This is a genomic window from Rhodovulum kholense (genome assembly GCF_003053725.1).
In the GTDB taxonomy this organism is placed as follows: Bacteria; Pseudomonadota; Alphaproteobacteria; order Rhodobacterales; family Rhodobacteraceae; genus Rhodovulum; species Rhodovulum kholense.
This window is the reverse complement of sequence record NZ_QAYC01000005.1, coordinates 145,811-169,475: the sequence shown is the minus strand read 5'-3', so window position 1 is coordinate 169,475 and position 23,665 is coordinate 145,811. Positions and strand designations below refer to the sequence as shown.

Genomic DNA, 23,665 nt, shown 5'->3' with positions numbered 1-23,665 from the left:
GCCCGGCCTGACCCGCCGTCGTCCGGAGACGTCGATGGCCCTGCCTTCGCCCTTCGCTGACTGGTTCGCCGCCCGGGACTGGACCGTGCATCCGCATCAGACCGCGATGCTGACCCGGGCGGACGCGCCCTCCCTGCTGCTGATCGCGCCCACCGGGGGCGGCAAGACGCTTGCAGGTTTTCTACCTTCTCTGGTCGAGATTTCGAAAAATCCCGCGTCGGGCTTGCACACTATCTACATTTCACCGCTGAAGGCGTTGACTGCCGACATCCGCCGCAACCTCGGTCGGCCGATCGAGGACATGGCCCTTCCGATTCGCGTCGAGGACCGCACCGGCGACACCTCGCAGGCCCGTCGTCGTCGCCAGCGCGCCGACCCTCCGCATATCCTGCTGACCACGCCCGAAAGTCTGGCGCTGCTTCTCAGCTACGAGGACGCACCGCGGATCTTTGCCGGGCTGCGCCGGGTCATCGTCGACGAAATTCATGCGCTGGCCGAGTCGAAGCGCGGCGATCTGCTGACGCTGAGCCTCGCCCGGCTGCAACGGCTCTGCCCCGGGCTCCGCCGGGTCGGGTTGTCCGCGACCGTCGAGGATCCGCCCGCGTTGGCAGAGTTCCTGGGCCCGACGAGCGCGCCTTGCGAGATCCTGACCGCCGATCCGGGCCCGCCACCCGACATCGCGATGCTGGACACCGGTGCGCCGCCGCCCTGGGCCGGGGGGGGCGGGCGCCACGCCATCCCGGCGGTGCTGGACCAGATCGCGCGCCACCGCACGACGCTGATCTTTCACAACACCCGCGCCCAGGCCGAGCTTTTCTTCCGCGACCTTTGGCTGGCCAACGAGGATGCCCTGCCGATCGCGATCCACCATGGCAGCCTGTCGCGCGAGGCCCGCGAAAAGGTCGAGACGACAATGACCGAGGGGCGGCTTCGGGCGGTCGTCTGCACCGGTTCACTCGATCTCGGGATCGACTGGGGCGATGTCGATCTGGTGATCCAGGTCGGCGCGCCGAAGAATGTCAAGCGGCTGGTGCAGCGGATCGGCCGCGCCAATCACCGCTATAGCGCGCCGTCGAAGGCCCTGCTTGTGCCCGCGAACCGGTTCGAAGTGGTCGAATGCGTGGCAGCACTCGACGCTGTGCGCGCGGGCGATCTGGATGGCGAGCCGCGCGGCCCCGGCGCGCGGGATGTGCTGTGCCAGCACATTCTGGCCACCGCCGCTGCAGGCCCCTTCGACGCCGAGGCCCTGTTCGCCGAGGTGCGCTCGGCCGGGCCCTATGCCGACCTCACGCGGCCCCGTTTCGACGCCTGCCTCGACTTCGCGGCCACCGGCGGCTACGCGCTGCGCGCCTATGACCGCTGGCAGCGGCTGAAACAGGGGCCCGACGGCCGCTGGGCCTTGCGCGACCCGCGCACGGCCCAACGCATCCGCATGAACCTTGGCACCATCGTCGAGGAGGAAACCCTGAAAGTGCGGCTGCGGCCCGCGCGCGGCGGCGCGCCGCTTGGCGAGGTCGAAGAAGCCTTTGCCGCGACGCTGACCCCGGGCGACACCTTCCTCATCGGCGGGCAGGTCGTGCGCTATGAGACGCTCCGCGAGATGGTGGTCGAGGTCAGTCGCAGCCCCGGCCGCGACCCGAAGATCGCGGTCTTCGCCGGGACCAAGTTCGCCACCTCCACCCGGCTGGCCGACCGCATCCTGGAGGTGTTCCGGGCCGCAGACTGGTCCGGCCTGCCCGCCCATACCGCCGACTGGCTGGCGCTTCAGCGCGAGGTCTCGGCGCTGCCCGAGCGCGACCGGCTGCTGGTCGAGACCTTCCCCTATGAGGGCCGCCACCATCTGTGCGTCTACGGCTTCGCGGGAAGGAACGCACAGCAGACCCTTGGCCTTTTGCTGACCCAGCGGATGGAGGCCGCCGGACTTGCGCCCCTGGGGTTTGTCGCGTCCGACTATGCCACGCTGATCTGGGGGCTCGAGCCTGTCAACGCCCCATCGGACTTGATGGATTCAAACGAGCTATATACCGCCTTCTCTGGTTGGTTGGCCAGAAATGCGGTCATGAAGCGCACATTTCGAACATCTGCGGTCATTGCCGGGCTGATCGAGAGAAACCTGCCCGGGCAGCGCAAGACCGGGCGGCAGGCTACCTTTTCGTCCGACATCCTGTACGACACGCTGATGCGTTACGACCCCGATCACGTTCTGCTGGAGATCACGCGCGAGGAGGCGATGAAGGGTCTTGTCGATTTCGGCCGGATCGAGGCGATGCTGGCCCGCGTGCACGGCCGGATCGACCACCGGCGCCTTGACCGCGTCTCGCCGCTGGCGGCGCCGCTGTTCCTCGAAGCCGGTCGGGTTCCGGTGAAGGGCGCGGCCGAACAGCGGCTGATCGACGAGGCCGCCGCCCGACTGATGGCCGCCGCGGGCCTGAGCTGAGGCCATGACATCGGCCTTGCCCCCGGGTCCCGGATGCGGTTGAAACAAAGCATGAACGGATATGCCTTCCCCCTGGCCGGAACCGTCCTGACCGCCCGTGCCTCCGGCGCGCTCTGGTGGGAGGCCGAACGGCTGCTGGCCGTGTCCGACCTGCATCTGGGCAAGGCCGACCGGCTGGCCCGGCGCGCGGGCGCCCTGTTGCCGCCCTATGACACGCACGAGACGCTGACCCGGCTGGCCGCCGAGATCGAGGCGCTGGCGCCCCGCACGGTCATCTGCCTTGGCGACAGCTTCGACGATGACGACGCGGCACGCGATCTGCCAGAGCCCGCAGCCGACCGGCTGTTGGCGCTGATGGCCGGGCGCCGCTGGATCTGGATTTCGGGCAATCACGACCCTGCCCCGCCCGATCTGGGCGGCAGCGCTCTGGCAGACCTGGCGCTGGGGCCGCTGCGATTTCGCCATATTGCCGAGCGAGGGGCCGAAGGCGAGGTCTCGGGGCATTATCACCCGAAGATGCGGCGGCGGCTCGGCGGGCAGAGCGTGGCACGGCCCTGTTTCCTGATCGACCGCAGGCGCGCGATCCTGCCCGCCTTCGGCGCCTATACGGGCGGGCTTGCGACGCACGCCCCGGTGCTGGATGCGCTGATGGGCGCCGATGCGCTGGCGATCCTGACCGGGCCGAAGGCGCTGGCCCTGCCCATGCGGGCGTGACAGCGAAGATCGCCCAAGCTAGCGTCGATCCCGTACCGGTGCAGGGAGAGTCCATGCAGCACGCGCCCAGAAATCCAGACTTCGAGGCCATCGTCCGCGAGAGTTTCGCCCGGCAGGCGATGATGTCGACCCTTGGGGCCGGGCTGGTATCGGTCGCACCGGGAGCCGTGGCGATCTCGGCGCCGATCAGGCCCCAGTTCGGCCAGCAGATCGGGGCGGCCCATGCCGCCTTCACCTTCGCGCTGGCCGACAGCGCCGCGGGTTACACGGCGCTGAGCCTGATGCCGCCCGACCATGACGTGCTGACCAGCGAGGCCAGCATCCACCTGCTGGCCCCGGCGCTTGGCGACCGGCTGATCGCGACCGGATCGGTGGTCAAGACCGGCAGGCGGCTGTTCGTCGTCCGCTCCGAAGTCTTTGCCCAAACCGGGGACCGTCCCCGCACTCATGTGGCCAGTTTCACCGGAACGATGGTGCCGATCCCGCTTTAGGCGGTCAGGCCCTCGGGTTCGGGCAGGCCGTTGGCGCGGCAGCAGGCGGTCACGGTATTGGCCAGCAGGCAGGCAATGGTCATCGGGCCGACCCCGCCCGGTACCGGCGTGATGGCCCCCGCGACCTCGACCGCGCTGGCGAAATCGACGTCGCCGACCAGCCGGGTCTTGCCCTCGCCCTTTTCAGGCGCGGGAACGCGGTTGATACCGACATCGATCACCGTCGCGCCGGGCTTGACCCAGTCGCCCGGGATCATCTGCGGGCGCCCGACGGCCGCAACCAGAATATCGGCGCCGCGGCAGACCTCGAGCAGGTCGCGTGTACGCGAATGGGCGATGGTCACCGTGCAGCTGTCGGCCAGCAGAAGCTGGGCCATCGGCTTGCCGACAATGTTCGAGCGCCCGACGACGACGGCGTTCAGCCCGGAGAGCGACCCCAGCGCGTCACGCAGCATCAACAGGCAGCCCAGAGGGGTGCAGGGCACCATCGACTTCTGCCCGGTCGCCAGCAGCCCGACGTTCGAAATGTGAAAGCCGTCGACATCCTTGGCCGGGTCGATCGCATTGATGACCTTGGCCTCGCCGATGTGGTCCGGCAAGGGAAGTTGCACCAGAATCCCGTGCACGGAGGGGTCCGCGTTCAGCCGGTCGATCAGTGCCAGCAGATCGGCCTCGGAGGTGTCGGCCGACAGGCGATGTTCGAATGAGGCCATTCCGGCCTCGCGCGTCTGTTCGCCCTTGTTGCGCACATAGACCTGGCTGGCCGGGTCTTCGCCCACCAGAACCACCGCAAGGCCGGGGGTCAGCCCGTGATCGGACTTCAGCGGGGCCACATGGGCCGCGACCTTCTCGCGGATGCCGGCGGCAAAGGCCTTGCCGTCGATAAGTGTCGCAGTCATCCCCGTACCTCCTTGGCCCCCAGGGCCCGTTCCTCGCGCCCGATCGACCATTCGATGAGCGCACGCCACAACGTTTCGACCAGATCGGGGTCGAGCCCTTCGGCCCCGGCCAGCGCCCGGACATTGGCCACCACCTCCTCGACCCGGTCGTCGATCCGCGCGGGAAGGCCCGCTGTGGCCTTCAGTTCGGCAGCCCGGTCGATATAGCGCGCACGCTCGGCCAGAAGCGCAACCAGACGCGCGTCGAGCGCGTCGATCTGGGGGCGAAGCTCGTCCATGCTGCGGCAGGTCTGGGGGGGGATCATGCGGCCTCTCGACTTCCGATACGTCTGGTTCGCGTGTTACCCCGCCAGCCCGCGCGCCGCAATGCGGCAGCGCCTCAGAACAGCCCCTCGATCTGGCCCTCGGCATTGAGACCGATGGAATGGGCCGCGGGTTCGGGCGGCAGGCCGGGCATGGTCATGATCCGCCCGCAGATCGCCACCACGAAGCCCGCCCCGGCGGCCAGCCGCACCTCGCGCACCGGCACGTCAAACCCCTCGGGGGCACCGATCAATTCGGGATCGGTCGAGAAGGAATACTGGGTCTTGGCCATGCAGACCGGCAGATGGCCATAGCCCGCCTCTTCCCAGGCGGTCAGCTGGTCGCGGATCTTCTGGTCGGCCACCACGTGATCGGCGCGGTAGATCCGGCGGGCAATGGTCTCGATCTTGTGGAAAAGCCCCATCTCGTCGGGATAAAGCGGCGCAAAGCTGTGATGGTCGGTCTCGGCCAGCGCCACGACCTTGCGTGCCAGCGGCTCGATGCCCGCGCCGCCCTCGGCCCAGTGGCGGCACAGGATCGCCTCGGTCCCCTGCCCGCGCACATAGTCCTGCACGGCGGCGATCTCGGCCTCGGTGTCGCCCGCGAAATGGTTGATGGCGACCACCGTCGGCACCCCGAAGGACCGGACATTCTCGATATGGCGGCCAAGATTGGCACAGCCCGTCCGGACCGCCGCCACATTCTCGGCCTTAAGATCGTCCTTGGCCACACCGCCATTCATCTTCAGCGCCTTGACCGTGGCCACCACGACCACCGCCGCGGGCGCGAGTCCGGCCTTGCGGCACTTGATGTTCATGAATTTCTCGGCGCCCAGATCGGCCCCGAAGCCTGCCTCGGTCACCACGTAATCGGCCAGCCGCAGCGCCGTGCGCGTGGCGATGACCGAATTGCAGCCATGGGCGATATTGGCGAAGGGGCCGCCATGGACGAAGGCGGGGGTATGTTCCAGCGTCTGCACCAGATTGGGCTGGATCGCATCGCGCAGCAGTACCGTCATCGCCCCGTCGGCCTTCAGCTCGCGCGCATGCACGGGCGTCCGGTCGCGGGTATAGCCGATGATGATCTCGCCCAGCCGCCGCTGCAGATCGGCAAGGTCGGTGGCCAGGCACAGGATCGCCATGACCTCGGACGCAACGGTGATGTCGAACCCGGTCTCGCGCGGATAGCCGTTCGAGGGCCCGCCCAGCGAACAGACGATGTCGCGCAGCGCCCGGTCGTTCATGTCCATCACCCGGCGCCAGGTGACCCGGCGCTGGTCGATGCCAAGCGCGTTGCCCCAGTAGATATGATTGTCGATCATCGCGGCCAGCAGGTTATGCGCCGCTGTGATCGCGTGGAAATCGCCGGTGAAATGAAGGTTCATGTCCTCCATCGGCACGATCTGGGCATAGCCGCCGCCGGCCGCGCCGCCCTTCATGCCGAAACAGGGCCCCAGCGAGGCCTCGCGGATGCAGATCGCCGTCTTGTGGCCCAGCCGCGCCAGCCCGTCGCCAAGGCCGACCGTGGTCGTCGTCTTGCCCTCGCCCGCGGGCGTCGGGTTGATCGCGGTCACCAGGATCAGCCGCCCCTCGGGCCGGTCCTCGAGGCCCGCGATGAAATCGGCCGTGACCTTCGCCTTGTCATGGCCGTAGGGCAGAAGCGCCTCGGGCGGAATGCCGAGCTTGGCCCCGATCTCCTGGATCGGGCGCTTTTCGGCGGTGCGTGCGATCTCGATATCCGTCTTCGGCGCCATGGCCGATCCTCCCGCGTTTCCGGTTTTTCCAACAGATAGCGGCTGCATCCGGCGAGGGCCAGAACCCTCGACGATCAGACGGTGAGGGTGAAGAATACGCGGGTGAATGGAAAGAGCACGCTGCCATCCGGTCCGGCGGGATAGGCCAGGTCCAGCGCGGCCTCGTACTCGGTCAGAAACGCGGCCAGGTCTTCGCCGTCGAGCTTGGCCGCAAAGGGGCGCAACGCCGTCGCCTCGGTAAAGCGGCGCACCGGATGGCCCTCGCCCGCGGGGTCGAGCCGCTGCACATAGGACGTCTCCCAGGCCGAAACGGTGCCCAGCGGCGCCAGCATCCGGGCATAGGCCGCGGCTTCGGCCACCGGCGGCAGCCAGCCGGAAAAGTCGAACCGGTCGGGAAAGCGGCGCGCGGCGATCTCGCGCATCAGGGCATGCGAGGGGGCGGCGAACTGGCGGGGCATCTGCACCGCCAGCGTGCCTCCCGGCCCCAGCGCGCCCGCCAGCCGCGCGAAAAGCCCGGCATGATCGGGCAGCCAGTGGCAGAGCGCGTTCGAGAAGATCAGCGCGACCGGCGCCTCGGGGGTCCATGTTGCGGCATCGGCCTCGATCAGACGGTCGTAAAGACCCGGGACGCGGGCCTCGTCCAGCATGGCGGGCGAGCTGTCGACCCCGGTCAGCGTCCTGAGCGGAAACCGCATGCGCAGCGCGCCGGCGACCGCGCCGCTGCCGCAGCCCAGATCGACGATATCGCCCTCGGGCAGCTCGGGTACCTGCGCCAGAAGATCGAGCGCCGGGCGCAAACGCAAACCCCGGAACCTTGCGTAGGTTCCGGGGTTCCAGTCTTCAAAGCCGTGAGGGCTCACGCCTGCGGCTCGGGTTCCAAGCCCGACTTGGGCCGGGGCTTGGTCTTCGGGATCGCCGTGACCGAGGGCGTGTCGCCGCCGGTCGACGAGGGCGTGTCGTCATCGCCCCGGTTCAGCGGCTCGCCCGCGATCACCTTGGCGATCTCGCTGCCGGTGAGGGTCTCGTATTCCAGAAGCCCCTGTGCCAACCGTTCGAGATCTTCGCGCTTTTCGGTCAGGATGCGCCGGGCGGTCTGATAGCCTTCGTCGACCAGCGCCTTGACCTTGTCGTCGATGATCTTCTGGGTCGCGGTCGAATGCTTCGGCCCGCTGTTATAGGACCCCAGATAGCTGTCCTGCTCGTTGGCGTAGTCGACATAGCCCAGCTCTTCGTCAAAGCCGAACTGCGTGACCATCGCCCGGGCGATCCGGGTCGCCTGCTGGATGTCCGAGGACGCGCCCGAGGTGACGTTCTCCTTGCCGAAGATCAGTTCCTCGGCCACGCGCCCGCCCATCGCCATCGCAATCTTGGACTTGTACTTGGTGTAGCTGACCGACAGCTGGTCGCGTTCGGGCAGGCTCAGCACCAGACCCAGAGCCCGGCCGCGCGGGATGATCGTGGCCTTGTGGATCGGGTCGTGCTGCGGGACGTTGAGGCCGACGATGGCATGCCCGCCCTCGTGATAGGCGGTCAGCTTCTTTTCGTCCTCGGTCATGACCATGGACCGCCGCTCGGCGCCCATCATGACCTTGTCCTTGGCGTTCTCGAAATCCTCCATCGTGACGAACCGCCGGCCGACGCGTGCGGCCATCAGCGCGGCCTCGTTGACGAGGTTCGCCAGATCGGCGCCCGAGAAGCCCGGCGTGCCGCGCGCGATGATGCGCAGGTCCACATCGGGGCCCAGCGGCACCTTGCGGGCATGGACGCTGAGGATCTTTTCGCGGCCCTTGATGTCGGGGTTCGGCACCTGAACCTGACGGTCGAATCGACCCGGACGCAGCAGCGCGGGGTCCAGCACGTCGGGGCGGTTGGTGGCCGCGACGATGATGATGCCCTCGTTGGCCTCGAAGCCGTCCATCTCGACCAGAAGCTGGTTCAGCGTCTGTTCGCGTTCGTCATTGCCGCCGCCATAGCCCACGCCACGGGACCGGCCCACGGCGTCGATTTCGTCGATGAAGACGATGCAGGGGGCGTTCTTCTTGGCCTGCTCGAACATGTCGCGCACCCGGGAGGCGCCGACGCCCACGAACATCTCGACGAAGTCCGAGCCCGAGATGGTGAAGAACGGCACACCCGCCTCGCCCGCGATGGCGCGCGCCAGCAGCGTCTTGCCGGTGCCGGGCGGGCCGACCAGCAGCGCGCCTTTCGGGATCTTGCCGCCGAGACGGCTGAATTTCTGCGGGTTGCGCAGGAATTCGACGATCTCTTCCAGTTCTTCCTTGGCCTCGTCGATGCCCGCCACGTCGTCGAAGGTGACGCGGCCATGCTTTTCGGTCAAGAGCTTGGCCTTGGACTTGCCGAAGCCCATCGCACCGCCGCGCCCGCCGCCCTGCATGCGGTTCATCAGGAAGATCCAGATTCCGATCAGGATGATGAAGGGCAGCAGCGTGCCGATATAGGCCAGCAGCCCGTTCTGTTCCTGCGGCTCGGCGCGGACATCGACGTTCTTGGCCAGCAATTGCTCGGTCACGTCGGTGCCGCGCGGCACGATTGCGGTGACGGTGGTGCCATCGGACTCGCGGATCACCGCGCGCTCGCCGTCCAGCGTGACGCTGGAGACCTCGCCCGCATCGACATTGCGCAGGAACTCGGAATAGCTGATGGTGTGCGAGGACATCGTCCCCTGCCCGCCGCTGAACAGATTGAAAAGCGCCAGGATCAGCAGGAACAGGACGACCCAGAAGGCGATTTGTCGCGCGTTGCCCAAGGCGTACTCCTTGAATTTCGGTCCGCCGGGCAAAGGGCTCCCGGCCATTGGCCTAAGATAGCGATTGAGGGCGCATGTTCAATGCGAGAGTAGCCGGGTCCTGAAAGGACGGTTTACCGTCGCGCTCCAGTCCGTTCCGCGACCGGCCAATGGCGCGGCCACCAGAGCCCCCCCGCGCCAGACCGCGGGCGAGGCCAAAAGCGAGCTTCGCGGCAGTCCGGTCGCGCGCCAGTCGGGGCACAGCGCAAGCCCCGCCTCGCCCAGCGCCCGAACCTCTTCGCCGCCCGTGGCCGGTCCCGCAAGGCGCCAGCGTCCATCCCAAAGCGCATCGAGGGGCGCCGACAGCCCCACCACCGCCGCCGGCTCGCGCCCGATCCGCAGCCGCCCGGCCTTGCGGACCAGAAGACAGCCCTGCAGCGTGGTGCGCGGCGCGGTTTCGAGGCGTGCGAGGGTCGCGGCCAGCGCCTCGGCCCGGGGCGGGTAGTCGGCGCCCGAGACCCAGGCCAGCGCCCCCAGCAGCAACCGCCGCCCGATCTCGGCGGGAAGGGCCGCACGGGCGGCCTCGTCCAGCACCACATCGCCCGCCTCTTCCACAGCGATCCGCGCGGCGGCCTCGGCGGTACAGGCGTCAAGCGCCGTGCGGGCCGCGCCCAGCCGGGCGGCCGTCGCCGCCAGCCCCTCGGCACCGATCCCCAGCGGGGCCAGCAGCGCCAGCGCCTGCCGCACCCGGACCCGGTCGAAGCGCGGGTCGTCATTCGAGGGATCGTCGGCCCAGGTCTGCCCGCGCTCGGTCAGAAAGGCGCGCAGATCGGCGCGCGGAATGTCGAGGAAGGGGCGCAACCAGGTCACGCCCAGCGCCTGCCGTTCGGGCGCCATCGCCGCCAGCCCGTCGACCCCGGCACCGCGGGCAAGCCGCATCAACAGGGTTTCGGCCTGGTCATCGCGGGTATGGGCCAGCGCGACGCGGCCGATGCCCCGTGCCAAGGCCCAATCCGCGATCAGCCGCATCCGCGCGCGCCGCGCGGCATCCTGCAGGTTGCCACGGCCGTCCCAGCCCTGCCAGACAAGCGTGCTGTGGGGTACCCCGAGGCGCGCGCAGATCGCGGCCACGCTCCGCGCCTCGTCGGCCGCCTCGGGGCGAAGCCCGTGATCGACGGTGACGGCCGCGACCGGCGGCCCCGAGGCCTCGGCCCGCGCCGCCGCCGCCAGCAACAGCGCCAGCGAGTCCCCGCCGCCCGAGACCGCGACCGCCAGCGGCGCCGCGCCGGGACAGGCCCGGGCCAGCGCCGCTTCCAGTGCCGCGGCGCCCGGGCTCAGTTGCACCCGGCCGAGGCCATCGCGGCACCCGCCTGCTGCGCCTCGCCCGAACCCGAGAAGCGCGTGCGCACCTCGCCAAGCGTCACGCAGGCTTCGCGGGTCTGGCCAAGGTCCTTCAGCGCAAGCCCCAGCTTCAGAAGCGCGGCAGAGGCGCGCGGCCCAGAGGGGCTGCCCGAGAAGCTTTCCAGATAGGCGCGCGCGGCCTGCGAGGTGTCGCCCGAGGCCGACAGCGCCTCGCCACGCAGGAATTGCGCCTCGCCCGACAGCGGGCTGCCCGGATAGGTGTCGCCGAAGCGGGCGAAGATCTCGGCCGCCTTGGCATTCTGACCGGCCTCGAGCGCAGCCTTTCCGGCCTCGAAATCGGCGCGTTCGCCAACGGCCAGTTCCATCCCGTCGGCCGCATCCGGCGCGGGCGTGATCATCGGGGCGGGGGCGGCCGAGACCGACCCGCCGCCCAGCGTCGAGGTCTGGCCCAGCTTCGAGACGTCACCGCCCTCAAGCTCGACCAGCCGGAATTCCAGATCGCCGATCCGGCGGGTGCCGTCGTCGACGACCGTCTGGATGCGGTGTTCCAGTTCCTCGGTCTTCGAGGTCAGACGCTGCAGCTGTTCCTCGATCGCGTCGAGCCGCTGCAGGGCCGAGCCGCCCCCGGCCGAGCCCATGGCCCCGCCGGTGGTCGACAGCTCGCGCTTGAGCCCCTGCACCGAGACATTCAGCACCGTCAGTTCCTGGCGGATATCCGCCAGGGTTTCGTCGCGCGACTGGGCGGAGGCGGGCCCGCCCGCCGCCAGCCCCAGAGCCACCGTCAGGGCAAGCGCCGCAATCCGCATCATCGCGTCCTCCTCAGAACCCCGCGCCGGCGGCCAGCACGGTCACCGCGCGCCGGTTCTTGGCGTAGCAGGATTCTTCCGAACAGATCGCGATCGGGCGTTCCTTGCCATAGGTCACGGTCTGCAGCCGGTTCGGCGAGACGCCGCGCGAGACCAGGTATTCCTTGACCGCATTGGCGCGCCGGGCGCCCAGCGCGAGGTTGTATTCGCGGGTGCCCTGTTCGTCGGCATGGCCCTCGATGGTGGCCGAATAGGCGGTGTTCTGGTTCATCCAGTTGGCCTGGCCGTCCAGCGTGACCGTCGCGTCGGGCGAAAGGGTGCTCTGGTCGACCAGGAACAGCACGCGGTCGCCGATGGTCTGGTTGAAATAGGCCACCGAAGTCGGGTCGCTGGGCGAGCCGTTGGCGCCATAGGCCCCCCCGGCGCCCCCGGCGCCATTGGCCGACCCGAAGCGGTCGGCATTGGAACAGGCCGAGACGGCGAGCGCCGTCATCAGCAGGATCGATGTGGTAATGCGGGTCATTCAGGAAATCCTTTTTCTCGGATCGTCGCCGGCAAGGCCATCCTACCAGCGGCATTGGATGAGGGAAACGCGCCCGGGGCTCCGGGCGCGTCTTTCGGGTCTCAGGGCTGAAGCGGAGACCAGGACGGGTCGGACCCCTGTCCCTGATAAGGGACCTTGCGCAGGTTCCGCCCGGTGATGTCGACGGTGTAAAGCCCCGGTGCCCCGGCCGCGCCTGCGGTTTCCCGGGTGAACATGATCACCCGGCCGTTCGGCGCCCAGGTCGGGCCCTCGTCGAGGAAGGACGCGGTCAGCAGGCGTTCCTCGGACCCGTCGGTCCGCATCACGCCGATATGGAACCGGCCCTGATTCTGCTTGGTGAAGGCGATGTAATCGCCACGCGGCGACCAGACCGGAGTGCCGTAGCGCCCCTGCCCGAACGAGATCCGGCGCGGCTCGCCGCCATTCGCGGGCATCACGTAAAGCTGCTGGGTGCCCGAGCGGTCGGATTCGAACACGATCTGGCTGCCATCGGGCGAAAAGCTGGGCGCGGTCTCGATCGAGGGCGCGTCGGTCAGCCGGCTGCGGCGACCCGATTGCAGGTCAAGCTCGTAAAGGTCGGTATTGCCGCCCTGGGCCAGCGAGAACAGCACCCGCCGCCCGTCGGGGGCAAAGCGCGGCGCGAAGGTCATGGTGCCAGGCTGATCGTCCAGCATACGGCGCTGGCCGCTGGCCACGTCCAGCAGATAGATGCGGGGAAAGCCGCTTTCATAGCTCGTGTAAAGCACGCGGTCGCCCGTGGGCGAGAAGCGCGGCGCGATCACGATGGAATTCGCGTCGGTCAGCGCCTGCATGTTGGCGCCGTCGTAATCCATGATCGCCAGTTGCTTGGCGCGTTCGTTCTTGGGGCCGCGTTCGGCCACGAAGACGACGCGGCTGTCGAAATAACCGCCCTCGCCGGTGATCCGCGAATAGACCTGATCGGCCACCTTGTGGGCGACCCGGCGCCAGCTTCCGGTCGCGCCGCCGAATTGCAGCCCGTCGCCCAGCGGCGCCTGCGAATAGACGTCGTAAAGGCGGAACTTGACGCTGAGCCGCCCAGAGCCGTCGACGCTGACCGCGCCGGTGATCAGCGCCTGGGCGTTGATCGCCTTCCAGTCGGCATATTGCACCGGGCTGGCAAAGCTTGTGACCGTCGACAGGAAGGCCTCACGCGGGATCTCGCGGAAAAGGCCGGTGCCTTCCAGATCGGCGGCGATCACGCGGGTGATGTTCTGCGCGTATTCGGCAGCGGCCGCGTTCTCGGCCACGAATTCGGGCACGGCGAAGGGCAAGGGCTCGATCACCCCTTCGTCGATCACGATCCTCAGCGGACCGTTCTGGGCCAGCGCCGGCAGCGCGGCTTGTCCAAGGACCAGCGCCAGGATCGCGGTCAGAAGGCGCAGCATCATCGAATCCTCATTTTTCCGGGGTCGAAGGTCATCTCGATCTGACGCCACTGATCGTATTTCTCGACCGGCAGCGGGAAACCCGACGACCCGCACATCACTATGGCGCGGCGCGCCGATTCGTAGGTCTGGCGTGCGGCGGATTCCGATCCGCCGGTCCAGGAAATCATCCGGATCGACCCGATATTGGGCTTTCCGGTCTCTTCCATGTCCACGCCGAGAACGACCGAGGTCTGCATCGCCTCGGTCGAGAGCGAACCCACGTTCCAGCAGCGCGAGACCGACACGCGCAGCGCGTCGCGCTCGCCCGCGGTCAGGGGCGGGCCGCTGGCGGCGCGCCCGGCCCCGCCGGTGCCCTCGGGGGCGGCGGCGGGCTCCGACAGCGCATCGGCGACGGCGCCCGCGACGGCATCGGCCAGGCTGTCCTCTTCCGAGGCGGTTTCGGCGGGGGCATCGGGCTCTGCCGGGGCCTGAGGTGCGGCGGCGGTCTCTGGCGGCGGCGGGGTCTCGCGCGGGGGCGCGGCGGGACGGTTCGGTCGGTTCCGGGGCCGAGGCGACGAGGCCATGGCCAGCCCCGTCTCGGGCCGTTCCTCGGCCTCGGTCACGGTCTGGGTCGCGGCCTCTTCGGGCGCGGCCTCGTCGGCCTCGGGCGTGGGCCGCTCGGCGGCCGGATCGGGGCGGGTGGCCTGCGAAGGCTGTTCGGCCACGACCGCGTCCTCGGGCGGCGGCGCCGAGGGTTCGGGCGCGATCCGGGTCGAGGGGCGCGGCGGCGCGGTATCGGTCACCGGCGCCTCGGGGGCTTCTGGGATCTCGGGCGCCTCTGGGGCGGTCACGGTCTCGGCGACATCGGCCTCGGCCGGGGGCTCCAGCGCCTCGGGCGCGGTATCGGGCTCGGCCGGGGCCTGGGGCGCGGGCGGTTCGGGACGTTGCGGGCGCGCCTCGGGCGCGGGTGCGGGACGCGGCGAGCGCGGCAGCGACGGGGCCTCCGGCGGGGCGACCTCCTGCGACGGCTTCGGGGCCGCGGCCGGAGCCGTCAGCGCCGCGAACTCGTCGCCGGACAGGATCGTCACGTCGGTCACCTCCATCGGCTTCGGCGGCGGAGCATCGAACAGCCCGGCCAGCATCACCCAGGCGATCAGACCCAGATGCGCGCCCCCCGAGATATAGGTCCCGGTGTTCATGTTGCGGCCCTACTCGTCCCGCCCGTCGAGGGTCGGACCGCCGGTATCGGTCACCAGACCGATATTGCGGAAGCCCGCGGAATTGAGCGCGCCCATCACCTGCACCACACGTTCGTAGGGGATGGCGCCGTCGGCGCGCAGATAGACCTTGTCATCCTCGCGTTCGGCGGCCACCGCCTTCAGTTTCGGGATCAACGCGTCCGAGGCCACCTCGGTTTCCTGCAAGACGACCTTGCCATCGGCGGTCAGCGTCACCGTCAGCGGCGCCTCCTGCTCGGCGGGCAGCGCGCTGGCGGCGGTCTTGGGCAGTTCGACCGGCACCCCCGCGGTCAGAAGCGGCGCCGCGACCATGAAGATGATCAGCAGCACCAGCATCACGTCGACCATGGGCGTGACGTTGATTTCGGCCATGGCCGCGGGATGGCGGCGGTGGCCGCGCACCCGCCGTCCGCCCGAGCTTTTGCGAGGAGTCAGGCTGGCACCCATGGCTCAGGCGTCCAGCTGGCGCGACAGGATGGTCGAGAATTCGTCGGCGAAGGATTCATAGCCCCCGCCCAGCCGGTCGCTGTCGGCAGAGAGCTTGTTGTAGAAGACCACAGCCGGGATGGCGGCCAGCAGACCCAGCGCGGTCGCCACCAGCGCCTCGGCGATGCCGGGCGCCACGACGGCAAGGTTGGTGTTCTGCTGCAGCGCGATCTGCTCGAAGGCATGCTTGATGCCCCAGACCGTGCCGAAGAGCCCGACGAAGGGTGCGGTCGAGCCCACGGTCGCAAGGAACGAGAGCCCCGCATTCAGGTTGTCGGTCTCCTTGGCGATGGCCACGTCCATAGACCGGTCGATCCGGGCCGCGGCGCCCGCGATCAGCTTGCCGTCCTGCCGGTGGCTGCGGCGCCATTCCATCATGCCCGCGGCAAAGATCCGTTCCGGCGCGGCCTGCGGTTCGGGGCCGATCTTGTCGAACAACTCGTCCAAAGGCTCGCCCGACCAGAATTCCTCGTCGAAGCGCGCGGCCTCGGCCCGGGCCTTCCGGTAGGTGATGATCTTCTGGATGATGATCGACCACGACCAGAACGAGGCCACGATCAGCAACAGCATCACCAGCTTGACCGTGAAGGTCGCGCGCAAGAAAAGGGCGAGCAAGGAGAAGTCAATCTCCTGCGCCATCGCAAGGGTATCGGTTTCCATTCTGCCTGCTCGTTGGATTGGGCCGGTTCTTCCGGCCCGCGTTACACCGGACGCTAGCGCGTTTTAAGGGGGATTGCCAACACAACCGCGTCAGCGCGGGGCCTCGCCTACCCGGTTTCGAGGCTTCGGCGAAACTCTGCCGGAAGTCGCGCCGGTCGCCCCTCGGGACCCAGCGCGGCCAGCGTCACTTGGGCCTCGAACAGCCGCGTGTCGCCACGCAGAACCGCCTGGTCCAATACCAGCCGCGCGGCCGTCGCCCGCACGAGATCGGTCTCGACCGTCAGCAGGTCGTCGAACCTGGCCGGGCTCAGATAATCGGCCTCGACCCGGCGCACCGCGAAGACGATGCCGGTTTCGGCCTTCAGCCGCCCCTGATCAAGCCCGATCTCGCGCACCCATTCCGACCGGCCACGCTCTATGAACTTGAGATAATTGGCATAATAGACGATGCCGGCAAGGTCGGTGTCCTCGTAATAGACGCGGACGGCGAAGCGGTGGGTCATGTATCCTGCGCGAGTGTCTGCCCAAGGGTGCGGCCGATCCGGGCGGCGAGGCGCAGCGCGTGGCTGGAATCCCGGGCGACCGTCGGCATCGCCGGGTCATAGCCTGCCCGGATCACCGCCGCAATCTCCGGCCGCAACACCAGCGTACCGTCCGGCGTGCGGGCCAGCGGGCTGCGCTCGGCGAAGGCGGTATCGGACCACAGCAGGATCGTCTGGACCATCTGGTTGAGCGCGATCGATTCAGCCGGGACCCGGGCCAGATCCGCATCCATCCGCACGAAGACGAAGGCGGCGCGGATCGCGCCATCCTCGTCGAAGCGGAAAAACCGGTACTGGTTGGCCCCCGCCGCCTGCAACCGGCCGACCCGGCGCACCAGATCGGGCACCAGCCGGTCGAGATGCGGCACCCGGACCAGCTCCAGCCAGTCTTCGAAAAAGAAGACGATGAGGTTAGACCCCAGATCCGGGTCGGTTTCGGTCAGTTGGTGCCCGGCCAGCGAAACCACCGCCTCGCAGGCCCCCTTGAAGGTCGCCAGCGTCGCGTCATCGACCCCGAAGACCACCGGCGCGATGGGCCGCCCCCAGCGCGCGAACAGATAGTCGCCGTCGGACCGGGTAAAGAGCGCGGTCACCTCATCGGGGGTCATCTCGGTCTCCTTTCGGCATCTGTCGCGGCCGCCGTCGTCAGGAACGCAGGGCGGGGCGGCAGCCGGGCCCGTCAGGCGCCTTCGTCGAACAGGCTGGTCTGCGCGGTTTGCCCGGCCGGGCGCGGCGCCGCAAGACCCAGATGCCTCCAGGCCTTCTGCGCCAGCATCCGGCCGCGCGGCGTCCGCTGGATCAGCCCCTGTTGCAGGAGATAGGGCTCGATCACTTCTTCCAAGGCGTCGCGCGATTCCGATAACGCGGCCGAGAGCGTTTCGATCCCGACCGGACCGCCGCCGTAGTTTTCCGCGATGAGCCTCAGATAGCGCCGGTCGGCGCCGTCAAGCCCGACCGCGTCGACCTCCATCCGGGTCAGCGCATGGTCGGCCACCTTGCGGGTGATGCGCCCGTCGCCCTCGACCAGCGCGAAATCGACGACCCGGCGCAAGAGCCGCCCGGCGATCCGGGGCGTGCCGCGGGCGCGCCGCGCGATCTCGCGGATGCCCTCGGGATCGGCGGGAATGCCGAGCAGGCGCGAGCCGCGCGCAACGATCTCTTCCAGTTCGGGCACGGTATAGAATTGCAGCCGCACCGGAATGCCGAACCGGTCGCGCAGGGGCGTCGTCAGCAGCCCCAGCCGGGTCGTGGCGCCGACCAGCGTGAAGGGCTGCAGCTCGATCCGGACGGTGCGCGCGGCCGGACCCTCGCCGATCACGAGGTCCAGCTCGAAATCCTCCATCGCGGGGTAAAGGATCTCCTCGACCACGGGCGACAGCCGGTGGATCTCGTCGATGAACAGCACATCGCGCTTTTCCAGATTGGTCAGGATCGCCGCAAGATCGCCCGCCTTGGCCAGAACCGGCCCCGAGGTCATGCGGAAATTCACCCCAAGCTCGCGCGCGACGATCTGCGCCAGCGTGGTCTTGCCCAGCCCCGGCGGCCCGTGGAACAGCGCATGGTCCATCGCCTCGCCACGCTGGCGCGCGCTTTGCAGGAAGACCCGCAGATTGGCCCGCGCCTCGGCCTGGCCGATGAAGGCGTCAAGCGTTTCGGGGCGCAGCGCGCGGTCGGAATCCTCGGGGCGCGCCTCGGGGCGCAGCAGTGGGTCGGGTCCGGTCATTCAGTCAGCCTTCAGTCCGCCTTGGGGGCCAGCAGCTTCAGCGCCGCGCGGATCAGCGCCTTGGTGTCGGCCTCGGGCGTTTCGCCCGCGGCCCGCGCCACCGCCTGGGCGGCTTCGGACGGAGCATAGCCGAGATTGCCCAGCGCCGACAGGGCGTCGGCCTGCGCCGAAACCGACGTCGAAACCGGGGCCTGCGGGCGCGCCGCGGGCGCAGGTGCTGCGGGGCCGGGTTCGATCACCGCTCCGGCCGCAGGCTCGGGCGCGAGGTGGCCGCCCAGCGCCATCACCGCGGGGGCCTTGTCCTTCAACTCGTTGACCACGCGTTGCGCGATCTTGGGGCCGACACCGGGCGCGGCCTTGATCGCGCCCCAGTCGCCGAGCGCGATGGCCCGGCCGACGCCCTCGGCCCCAAGCGTGCCGAGGATCGCCATCGAGGCCTTCGCGCCGATCCCCTGCACCCCCATCAAAAGCCGGTGCCATTCGCGGTCATGCAGCGTCGGAAAGCCGTAAAGCTGCAACAGATCCTCGCGGACCAGCAGGTCGGTATAAAGCGCGACCGCCTCGCCCGGCCCCGGAAGCCCCATCAGCGTGCGGTCCGAGACATGGACGACATAGCCCACACCGCCGACATCGATCATCACCTGATCGGCGCCCTTGTGGATCAGCCGTCCGGCCAGCCGCCCGATCATGCGCCCGCCCGGGCCAGCGCCGCCGCCAGCCGCGCGCCCCCCGCCAGATGATGGGCATGGCACAGCGCGATGGCCAGCGCATCGGCGGCATCGGCCCCGGCGATCTCGATCCCGGGAAATTGCAGCCGCACCATATGGTCGATCTGGTGCTTGTCGGCATGGCCGACGCCGACAATAGCCTTCTTGACCGCGTTCGGGGCGTATTCGCCGACCTCGAGCCCGGCCTGCGCCGGCACCAGCAACGCGATGCCCCGCGCCTGCCCCAGCTTCAGCGTGCCCGCCGCGTCGCGGTTGACGAAGGTCTGTTCGACCGCCGCCTCCTCGGGGGCGTAGCGGGCGACGATCTCGGTCAGCTGGATGTGCAGCGACAAAAGCCGCTCGGCCAGGGTCTCGCCCGAGGAGTGACAGATGCCGTTCGCGATGTGACCGAGTCGGCTGCCCCGCTGGTCGATCACCCCCCAACCGGTGTTCCGGAGGCCCGGGTCGATGCCCAAGACACGCATGGCTGCCCCATTTCTTGTGGCTTTTCGGACGCAGTAGCACGAAAAGCGAACATCGGCCAGACGGAATGCGGCCGGGCGGTTTCATGCCCCATCGCGGCACCGGTTGCGTCCGCGGTCAGGAAACGGCCTCTGGATGTCGGAAAGCGACCAGACGGGGAAGCGATTTTTCCCTTTTATGACGGGGAATTGTCCGACCGTTTCCGACATGCGCGCGGCGCATGCGTCGCATGCAGAATTGCCCAGTTGCGCACCACATTCCGGACGAATAGCTGCGCTTTTATGCAGTCGACGAACGACTCGCAGCGACGGAAGGACCTTGAAGATGGCCATGTTCGAACTCTCGCACCCGCAACCGGCCGGCCTGCTGGCGACGGCCCCGCGTCTGGGTTTTGTCACCGCCCTTGTCGCCCGCTTTCAGGCCTGGGACGAGTTGCGCCGCACGCGCAAGGCGCTGTCGCAGCTGAGCGATCGGGAACTCGACGATATCGGCCTCTGCCGTGGCGACATCGACACCCTTCTGCGGTGAGATCGGCGCGCCCTGCCCCATGGGACCGGATGAGCCCGGCGGCGGTCAGCGCCCCCGGTCGAGCAAAGCCGAGACCCTGCGCGCAACCCAACCCGTCGCCGGGTCGACCTGCATGATGGCAGCCGCCGCACGCTCGACCGGCGTGCGGCTTTTGGCCTGGGCCAGACGCTCGGCATAGGCCGGGGCGCCGATCTGGACGAGGATCGCCACCTTCACCAGCGTGACCGTCGCGGCCATGACCCCCAGCGAGCGCCACAACGGAAGATGCAGGGCAAGGCGCGGCCGAGTGCCGGAATGAGGCGCGTCGGCGGCCTCGAAGGCGCGGCCGGAGCGGTGCAACTCGGCCACCCGCTGCAACCGGTTTTGGAAGTCGCGATATTGGGGATCCTGCATCGCCCTCTCCCGCATCGGCCAAGTTCGGCCATGATGCCGGGAGAAAGCGGCAATTTTGCGGCTCAGCCCCTGCCCTTCAGGACACAAAGCGTGGTCCAGTCGCCGATCTGTTCCGCCCCCTCCAGATCGAGACCCGCGGCGGAATAGGCCGCGGCCACCTCGTCGGCCTGTTCGTTCAGAAGCCCCGACAGGATCGCGATCCCGCCCGGCGCCAGCTGCGCCGCGATGTCGGGCGCCAGCGCGATCAGCGGCGCCTTGAGGATATTGGCAAAGATCAGCCCGTAGGGCGCCGCGGCTGCCAGTTCGGGATGATCGAACCCCGCCGCCTCGAGGCAGCGGATGCGCCCCGCCAGCCCGTTCGCCGCCACATTGGCCTCGGCGACCTCGACCGCCACCGGGTCGATGTCGGAGGCGAGGATCGGCACCTGCCACAGATGCGCCGCCGCCATCGCCAGAACGGCCGTACCGCAGCCGATATCGGCCACCGCGTCGGGCGCCAGCCCGGCCTCGGCCAGCCGGTCGACGGCGCGCAGGCAACCCAGCGTGGTGCCGTGATGCCCGGTGCCGAAAGCCATCGAGGCCTCGATCAGCAGCGGCACCGGCCCTTCGGGCACGCGGTCGGCATCGTGGCTGCCATAAAGGAAGAACCGCCCGGCCTGAACCGGCGCCAGATCGCGCCGCACCTTGGCGACCCAGTCGGTCTCGGGCACCTCGGACACGGTGAAGGGCCGCGCCCCGTGCACCACCGCCAGAAGCGCCAGCCCGGCCTCGTCGGGGGCCTCGGTGAAGAAGGCCCCCAGTTCCCACAGGCCCGAACCGTCCTCGATCTCGAAGACGCCGACGCCGATGGGTTCGGGGTCCATCCGCGCCTCGATGGCCTCGGCCAGAGCGTCGGCGGCCTCTTTCGCGGTCAGCGTGGTCAGCGCGGAATAGGTGGGCATCGGGGCGGCCTTTCGGATGGGCTGGGATCAGAGCCCAGCGCCTAGGCCGCGCCGACGGTCTGGTCAAGCGCCTCGATTACCCGGTCGGCCAGCAGATCGGGCGCGACCGAGGAGTCGAGCCGGATCACCGGACAGGGCAGCTCCTCAAGCCAGAGCTCGTGCTTGACCCGGGTGCGGCCGGTGAAATCGGGGCTGTCATAGCCCATCGCATAGTCCATGAAGGCGCGGTGCGCCCCGGCCTGCGGGCCGCCGGGCAGGATGGCATCGCCATAGCGCAGCCGCTCGCGCCGCCTGAGCCGCGCCAGACGCTGCGCGGGGGGCAGGGTCAGGAAGACGACATGGGTGAAGCGCGGCACCAGCGGCTCGCCCCAGCCCAGCAGCGAACCTGCGAGGATCCAGTCGGAACGGGGCAGGAAGATCTCGGCCATCAGCGCCAGGCGTTCTTCCGGCGGGCGCTTACGACTGAACGGCGGATCGGAGGGATGCCAGTAGAAATCGTCGGTGTCGAAGCATTGCGAGGCCAGCCGTACGGCCAGCCCCCGGGCAAGAGTGGAACATCCCGCGCCACTGGCGCCGGTGATATGAAGGCGCGTCCCCGCAGTCGTCACCGATGGCCCCCGGATCAGGCGGTCTCTCCCCCCGGACAGCTTACGCCCGTGCCCCCGAGCCCGCAATAGCCGCCCGGGTTCTTGGACAGGTACTGCTGGTGATAGCCTTCAGCATAGAAGAAGGGCGGCGCCTCGCGGATCTCGGTGGTGACGGCGCGGTAGCCCGCCGCCTTCAGCCGGGCCTGATAGGCCGCGAGGCTGGCTTCGGCCGCCGCCTTCTGGTCGGGGGTGTAAACATAGATCGCCGAGCGGTACTGGGTGCCGCGGTCGTTGCCCTGCCGCATGCCCTGGGTCGGATCGTGCCCTTCCCAGAAGGTGCGCAGCAGCCGGTCGAGCGAAATCTCGGCCGGGTCGTAGACCACGCGCACCACCTCGGCATGGCCGGTGCGGCCGGTGCAGATCTCTTCATAGGTGGGGTTCGGCGTGAAGCCGCCAGCATAGCCCGCCGCCGTCATCCAGACGCCCGGCAGCTTCCAAAAGAGCCGCTCGACACCCCAGAAGCAGCCCATGCCGAAGACGATCTCTTGCATCCCCTCGGGAACCGGCGCCTGCAGCGGACGCCCGAAGACGTGATGGGTCTCGGCGGTGGCGATCGGCTCGGGACGACCTTTCAGCGCCTCGTCCTCGCGCACCATCTCGGTCTTTCGGCCCAGAAGGGAAAACATGCACACACCTCCGTTCTTTTGCACCACAGTCGATATAGGCGGCCCGCGACGGCCGCCTATGGGGCAGATCTGGAATTGAAGGAATTTTGAACGGATCGCGGGTTTGACGTCAGAGCAGCGCCACCAGCGCGAGCGCAAGGCCCGCCACGAAGACCGAGGCCGCCGCCCCCAGCAGCAGCGGGCGCAGCCCCTTGCGCCGAAGCTTGCGAATGTCGGTTTCAAGCCCCATCGCCGCCAGCGCCACGGTCAGCAGGAAAGAGGCCGTCAGCGCCAGCCCGTGCTGCGCCGCCTCGGGCAGATCGAGGACCGAGTTGACCCCGACCATGGCCAGGAACCCGACCACGAACCAGGGCATCGGCGCGGCCCCGTCGGCGGGCGTGTGCCCGCGCCACCGGCCGACCCGGGCCAGCGTCAGGATCAGCGGCGCCAGCAGGATCACCCGGCTCAGCTTGGCCACCGTCCCCGCCTGCCCCGCCGCATCGCCCAGCGCGAAGGAGGCGCCCACGACCTGCGCCACCTCATGGATCGAGGCCCCCGCCCAAAGCCCGTAGGCCTGGGGCGTCAGATGCAGCGCGGTGCCGATCAGCGGAAAGCTAAGCATCGCCGCCGACCCGAAGACGGTGACGCAGGCGATGGCATAGGCCACATCCTCGTCCGACCCGCGCGTGACCGTGTTGCAGGCCAGCACCGCCGAGGCGCCGCAGACCGACGTGCCCGCCGCGATCAGCTCGCCCAGCCGCCGCTCGACCCCCAAAAGCCGCGCCATCGCCTTGGTGAAGACGAAGGTCGATCCGAGCGTCACCGCCACAATCCCCAGCCCCAGCGGCCCGACCGCCGCCAGCTGGCCCAGCGTCAGCTGGAACCCCAACAGCACGATGGCCAGCCGCAGCAGCCGTTTCAGCGCAAAGGCGATGCCCGGGGCGGCCAGCGGCACCGGGCCGATCCCGTTGCGGATCGCCATGCCCATCACCATCGCCAGCACCAGCGGGCTGAGCGCGGGGATGCCCAGCGCGCGGTGCAGCCCCAGTGCCACCAGCGCCAGCCCCCCGGTCAGCGCGAGCCCGGGCAAAAGCCCGGCGCGGTCGATCCGGGCCAGCCCGCGCGGGGCGCTGTCGAGGGGGGTGTCGGTCATGGGTCTGCCTTTCCGTTGCCGTGGGCGGCAGGCTGGACCGGCGCAATCGTTTTATCCAACGGATTGCTTGGATGCTTTCGTTCGATTTTGCTAATCTATTAGCATGCCTGTAAGAC

The 23,665-nt window shown here is 69.1% G+C and carries 26 protein-coding genes; 4 read left to right on the top strand and 22 right to left on the bottom strand.

The annotated features are described in order from the left end of the window. Positions 1 to 34 precede the first annotated feature (34 nt). The 3 genes from C8N38_RS08875 to C8N38_RS08865 are packed head-to-tail and all read left to right on the top strand — an operon-like array spanning position 35 to position 3,642. Positions 35 to 2,437 carry a ligase-associated DNA damage response DEXH box helicase gene (locus tag C8N38_RS08875; protein WP_108026246.1) on the top strand — a complete coding sequence of 801 codons (2,403 nt, stop codon included), beginning with the start codon at positions 35 to 37 and terminating at the stop codon, positions 2,435 to 2,437. A 51-nt stretch (positions 2,438 to 2,488) separates the two neighbouring features. Then, positions 2,489 to 3,151, top strand: coding sequence for a ligase-associated DNA damage response endonuclease PdeM (gene pdeM, locus C8N38_RS08870; protein ID WP_108026244.1), 663 nt, complete (start codon positions 2,489 to 2,491; stop codon positions 3,149 to 3,151). A gap of 53 nt (positions 3,152 to 3,204) precedes the next feature. Next, positions 3,205 to 3,642, top strand: a complete 438-nt coding sequence (locus C8N38_RS08865) for a PaaI family thioesterase (RefSeq protein ID WP_108026242.1) — start codon at positions 3,205 to 3,207, stop codon at positions 3,640 to 3,642. Here C8N38_RS08865 and folD read toward each other — a convergent pair. The 17 genes from folD to ruvC form a co-directional block, all read right to left on the bottom strand. Continuing rightward, positions 3,639 to 4,541: a bifunctional methylenetetrahydrofolate dehydrogenase/methenyltetrahydrofolate cyclohydrolase FolD gene (gene folD, locus C8N38_RS08860; protein WP_108026240.1), complete on the bottom strand. Its 903-nt coding sequence runs from the start codon at positions 4,539 to 4,541 to the stop codon at positions 3,639 to 3,641. The two genes, C8N38_RS08865 and folD, sit on opposite strands and share 4 nt — an antisense overlap. Then, positions 4,538 to 4,846 carry a chorismate mutase gene (locus C8N38_RS08855; protein ID WP_108026238.1) on the bottom strand — a complete coding sequence of 103 codons (309 nt, stop codon included), beginning with the start codon at positions 4,844 to 4,846 and terminating at the stop codon, positions 4,538 to 4,540. Before C8N38_RS08855 ends, folD begins: the two co-directional genes overlap by 4 nt. Positions 4,847 to 4,920: 74 nt before the next feature. Further along, positions 4,921 to 6,597: a formate--tetrahydrofolate ligase gene (locus C8N38_RS08850; protein WP_108026236.1), complete on the bottom strand. Its 1,677-nt coding sequence runs from the start codon at positions 6,595 to 6,597 to the stop codon at positions 4,921 to 4,923. A 74-nt stretch (positions 6,598 to 6,671) separates the two neighbouring features. Next, positions 6,672 to 7,400, bottom strand: a complete 729-nt coding sequence (locus C8N38_RS08845) for a methyltransferase domain-containing protein (RefSeq protein WP_425440031.1) — start codon at positions 7,398 to 7,400, stop codon at positions 6,672 to 6,674. Positions 7,401 to 7,453: 53 nt separating this feature from the next. Next, the gene (ftsH, locus tag C8N38_RS08840) at positions 7,454 to 9,364 is read right to left on the bottom strand and encodes an ATP-dependent zinc metalloprotease FtsH (RefSeq protein WP_108026232.1); all 1,911 of its coding nucleotides are present in this window, start codon (positions 9,362 to 9,364) and stop codon (positions 7,454 to 7,456) included. Positions 9,365 to 9,442: 78 nt separating this feature from the next. After that, a complete protein-coding gene (gene tilS / locus C8N38_RS08835) occupies positions 9,443 to 10,687 on the bottom strand; it encodes a tRNA lysidine(34) synthetase TilS (protein WP_425440030.1) in 1,245 nt (414 codons plus the stop codon). Beyond that, positions 10,678 to 11,511: a tol-pal system protein YbgF gene (gene ybgF, locus C8N38_RS08830; protein WP_108026463.1), complete on the bottom strand. Its 834-nt coding sequence runs from the start codon at positions 11,509 to 11,511 to the stop codon at positions 10,678 to 10,680. The genes tilS and ybgF overlap by 10 nt, the downstream gene beginning before the upstream one ends. A 13-nt stretch (positions 11,512 to 11,524) precedes the next feature. Further along, positions 11,525 to 12,034 carry a peptidoglycan-associated lipoprotein Pal gene (gene pal, locus C8N38_RS08825; RefSeq protein WP_108026230.1) on the bottom strand — a complete coding sequence of 170 codons (510 nt, stop codon included), beginning with the start codon at positions 12,032 to 12,034 and terminating at the stop codon, positions 11,525 to 11,527. Positions 12,035 to 12,135: 101 nt separating this feature from the next. After that, entirely contained in the window at positions 12,136 to 13,464 is a 1,329-nt protein-coding gene (tolB, locus tag C8N38_RS08820) for a Tol-Pal system beta propeller repeat protein TolB (protein WP_425440029.1), read from the bottom strand. Beyond that, complete coding sequence (locus C8N38_RS08815) at positions 13,461 to 14,642, bottom strand: energy transducer TonB (protein WP_108026226.1); 1,182 nt, start codon at positions 14,640 to 14,642, stop codon at positions 13,461 to 13,463. The genes tolB and C8N38_RS08815 overlap by 4 nt, the downstream gene beginning before the upstream one ends. 9 nt (positions 14,643 to 14,651) lie before the next feature. Continuing rightward, positions 14,652 to 15,128, bottom strand: coding sequence for a protein TolR (gene tolR, locus C8N38_RS08810; protein WP_108026224.1), 477 nt, complete (start codon positions 15,126 to 15,128; stop codon positions 14,652 to 14,654). A 3-nt stretch (positions 15,129 to 15,131) separates the two neighbouring features. Beyond that, the gene (gene tolQ / locus C8N38_RS08805; protein WP_108026222.1) at positions 15,132 to 15,827 is read right to left on the bottom strand and encodes a protein TolQ; all 696 of its coding nucleotides are present in this window, start codon (positions 15,825 to 15,827) and stop codon (positions 15,132 to 15,134) included. A gap of 107 nt (positions 15,828 to 15,934) precedes the next feature. Next, positions 15,935 to 16,330 (bottom strand): tol-pal system-associated acyl-CoA thioesterase, encoded by a 396-nt coding sequence (gene ybgC / locus C8N38_RS08800; protein WP_108026220.1) that lies wholly within the window; start codon positions 16,328 to 16,330, stop codon positions 15,935 to 15,937. Next, positions 16,327 to 16,977: a hypothetical protein gene (locus C8N38_RS08795; RefSeq protein ID WP_108026218.1), complete on the bottom strand. Its 651-nt coding sequence runs from the start codon at positions 16,975 to 16,977 to the stop codon at positions 16,327 to 16,329. Before C8N38_RS08795 ends, ybgC begins: the two co-directional genes overlap by 4 nt. 71 nt (positions 16,978 to 17,048) lie before the next feature. Then, the gene (gene ruvB / locus C8N38_RS08790) at positions 17,049 to 18,092 is read right to left on the bottom strand and encodes a Holliday junction branch migration DNA helicase RuvB (RefSeq protein WP_108026216.1); all 1,044 of its coding nucleotides are present in this window, start codon (positions 18,090 to 18,092) and stop codon (positions 17,049 to 17,051) included. 11 nt (positions 18,093 to 18,103) lie between these two features. Further along, positions 18,104 to 18,781 (bottom strand): Holliday junction branch migration protein RuvA, encoded by a 678-nt coding sequence (ruvA, locus tag C8N38_RS08785; protein ID WP_108026214.1) that lies wholly within the window; start codon positions 18,779 to 18,781, stop codon positions 18,104 to 18,106. Beyond that, entirely contained in the window at positions 18,778 to 19,284 is a 507-nt protein-coding gene (gene ruvC / locus C8N38_RS08780; protein ID WP_108026213.1) for a crossover junction endodeoxyribonuclease RuvC, read from the bottom strand. The genes ruvA and ruvC overlap by 4 nt, the downstream gene beginning before the upstream one ends. Positions 19,285 to 19,606: 322 nt before the next feature. Between ruvC and C8N38_RS08775 the strand changes: the two genes are divergently transcribed. Then, entirely contained in the window at positions 19,607 to 19,810 is a 204-nt protein-coding gene (locus C8N38_RS08775) for a DUF1127 domain-containing protein (RefSeq protein ID WP_108026211.1), read from the top strand. Between the two features lie 45 nt (positions 19,811 to 19,855). On the opposite strand, the gene C8N38_RS08770 is transcribed toward C8N38_RS08775, so the two are convergent. The 5 genes from C8N38_RS08770 to C8N38_RS08750 form a co-directional block, all read right to left on the bottom strand. Then, positions 19,856 to 20,203: a hypothetical protein gene (locus tag C8N38_RS08770; RefSeq protein ID WP_108026209.1), complete on the bottom strand. Its 348-nt coding sequence runs from the start codon at positions 20,201 to 20,203 to the stop codon at positions 19,856 to 19,858. A gap of 62 nt (positions 20,204 to 20,265) precedes the next feature. Beyond that, a complete protein-coding gene (locus tag C8N38_RS08765; protein ID WP_108026207.1) occupies positions 20,266 to 21,144 on the bottom strand; it encodes a 50S ribosomal protein L11 methyltransferase in 879 nt (292 codons plus the stop codon). 41 nt (positions 21,145 to 21,185) lie between these two features. After that, positions 21,186 to 21,752 carry an AAA family ATPase gene (locus tag C8N38_RS08760; protein WP_108026205.1) on the bottom strand — a complete coding sequence of 189 codons (567 nt, stop codon included), beginning with the start codon at positions 21,750 to 21,752 and terminating at the stop codon, positions 21,186 to 21,188. Between the two features lie 14 nt (positions 21,753 to 21,766). Next, positions 21,767 to 22,417: a peptide-methionine (S)-S-oxide reductase MsrA gene (gene msrA, locus C8N38_RS08755; RefSeq protein WP_108026203.1), complete on the bottom strand. Its 651-nt coding sequence runs from the start codon at positions 22,415 to 22,417 to the stop codon at positions 21,767 to 21,769. Positions 22,418 to 22,526: 109 nt separating this feature from the next. After that, positions 22,527 to 23,549: a YeiH family protein gene (locus C8N38_RS08750; protein ID WP_108026201.1), complete on the bottom strand. Its 1,023-nt coding sequence runs from the start codon at positions 23,547 to 23,549 to the stop codon at positions 22,527 to 22,529. Positions 23,550 to 23,665 lie beyond the last annotated feature (116 nt).

Bases quoted from the DNA above. Each gene is read 5' to 3' on its own strand.
- pdeM (WP_108026244.1), top strand. From the start codon at position 2,489: ATGAACGGATATGCCTTCCCCCTGGCCGGAACCGTCCTGACCGCCCGT.
- tolB (WP_425440029.1), bottom strand. From the start codon at position 13,464: ATGATGCTGCGCCTTCTGACCGCGATCCTGGCGCTGGTCCTTGGACAA.
- ruvA (WP_108026214.1), bottom strand. From the start codon at position 18,781: ATGATCGGGCGGCTGGCCGGACGGCTGATCCACAAGGGCGCCGATCAG.
- tolR (WP_108026224.1), bottom strand. From the start codon at position 15,128: ATGGGTGCCAGCCTGACTCCTCGCAAAAGCTCGGGCGGACGGCGGGTG.
- ybgF (WP_108026463.1), bottom strand. From the start codon at position 11,511: ATGCGGATTGCGGCGCTTGCCCTGACGGTGGCTCTGGGGCTGGCGGCG.
- ruvC (WP_108026213.1), bottom strand. From the start codon at position 19,284: ATGCGTGTCTTGGGCATCGACCCGGGCCTCCGGAACACCGGTTGGGGG.
- C8N38_RS08770 (WP_108026209.1), bottom strand. From the start codon at position 20,203: ATGCAGGATCCCCAATATCGCGACTTCCAAAACCGGTTGCAGCGGGTG.
- folD (WP_108026240.1), bottom strand. From the start codon at position 4,541: ATGACTGCGACACTTATCGACGGCAAGGCCTTTGCCGCCGGCATCCGC.
- pal (WP_108026230.1), bottom strand. From the start codon at position 12,034: ATGACCCGCATTACCACATCGATCCTGCTGATGACGGCGCTCGCCGTC.
- C8N38_RS08795 (WP_108026218.1), bottom strand. From the start codon at position 16,977: ATGACCCCCGATGAGGTGACCGCGCTCTTTACCCGGTCCGACGGCGAC.
- msrA (WP_108026203.1), bottom strand. From the start codon at position 22,417: ATGTTTTCCCTTCTGGGCCGAAAGACCGAGATGGTGCGCGAGGACGAG.
- C8N38_RS08850 (WP_108026236.1), bottom strand. From the start codon at position 6,597: ATGGCGCCGAAGACGGATATCGAGATCGCACGCACCGCCGAAAAGCGC.
- C8N38_RS08855 (WP_108026238.1), bottom strand. From the start codon at position 4,846: ATGATCCCCCCCCAGACCTGCCGCAGCATGGACGAGCTTCGCCCCCAG.
- C8N38_RS08750 (WP_108026201.1), bottom strand. From the start codon at position 23,549: ATGACCGACACCCCCCTCGACAGCGCCCCGCGCGGGCTGGCCCGGATC.
- C8N38_RS08815 (WP_108026226.1), bottom strand. From the start codon at position 14,642: ATGAACACCGGGACCTATATCTCGGGGGGCGCGCATCTGGGTCTGATC.
- tolQ (WP_108026222.1), bottom strand. From the start codon at position 15,827: ATGGAAACCGATACCCTTGCGATGGCGCAGGAGATTGACTTCTCCTTG.
- C8N38_RS08775 (WP_108026211.1), top strand. From the start codon at position 19,607: ATGGCCATGTTCGAACTCTCGCACCCGCAACCGGCCGGCCTGCTGGCG.
- ybgC (WP_108026220.1), bottom strand. From the start codon at position 16,330: ATGACCCACCGCTTCGCCGTCCGCGTCTATTACGAGGACACCGACCTT.
- C8N38_RS08865 (WP_108026242.1), top strand. From the start codon at position 3,205: ATGCAGCACGCGCCCAGAAATCCAGACTTCGAGGCCATCGTCCGCGAG.
- ruvB (WP_108026216.1), bottom strand. From the start codon at position 18,092: ATGACCGGACCCGACCCACTGCTGCGCCCCGAGGCGCGCCCCGAGGAT.
- C8N38_RS08875 (WP_108026246.1), top strand. From the start codon at position 35: ATGGCCCTGCCTTCGCCCTTCGCTGACTGGTTCGCCGCCCGGGACTGG.
- C8N38_RS08765 (WP_108026207.1), bottom strand. From the start codon at position 21,144: ATGCCCACCTATTCCGCGCTGACCACGCTGACCGCGAAAGAGGCCGCC.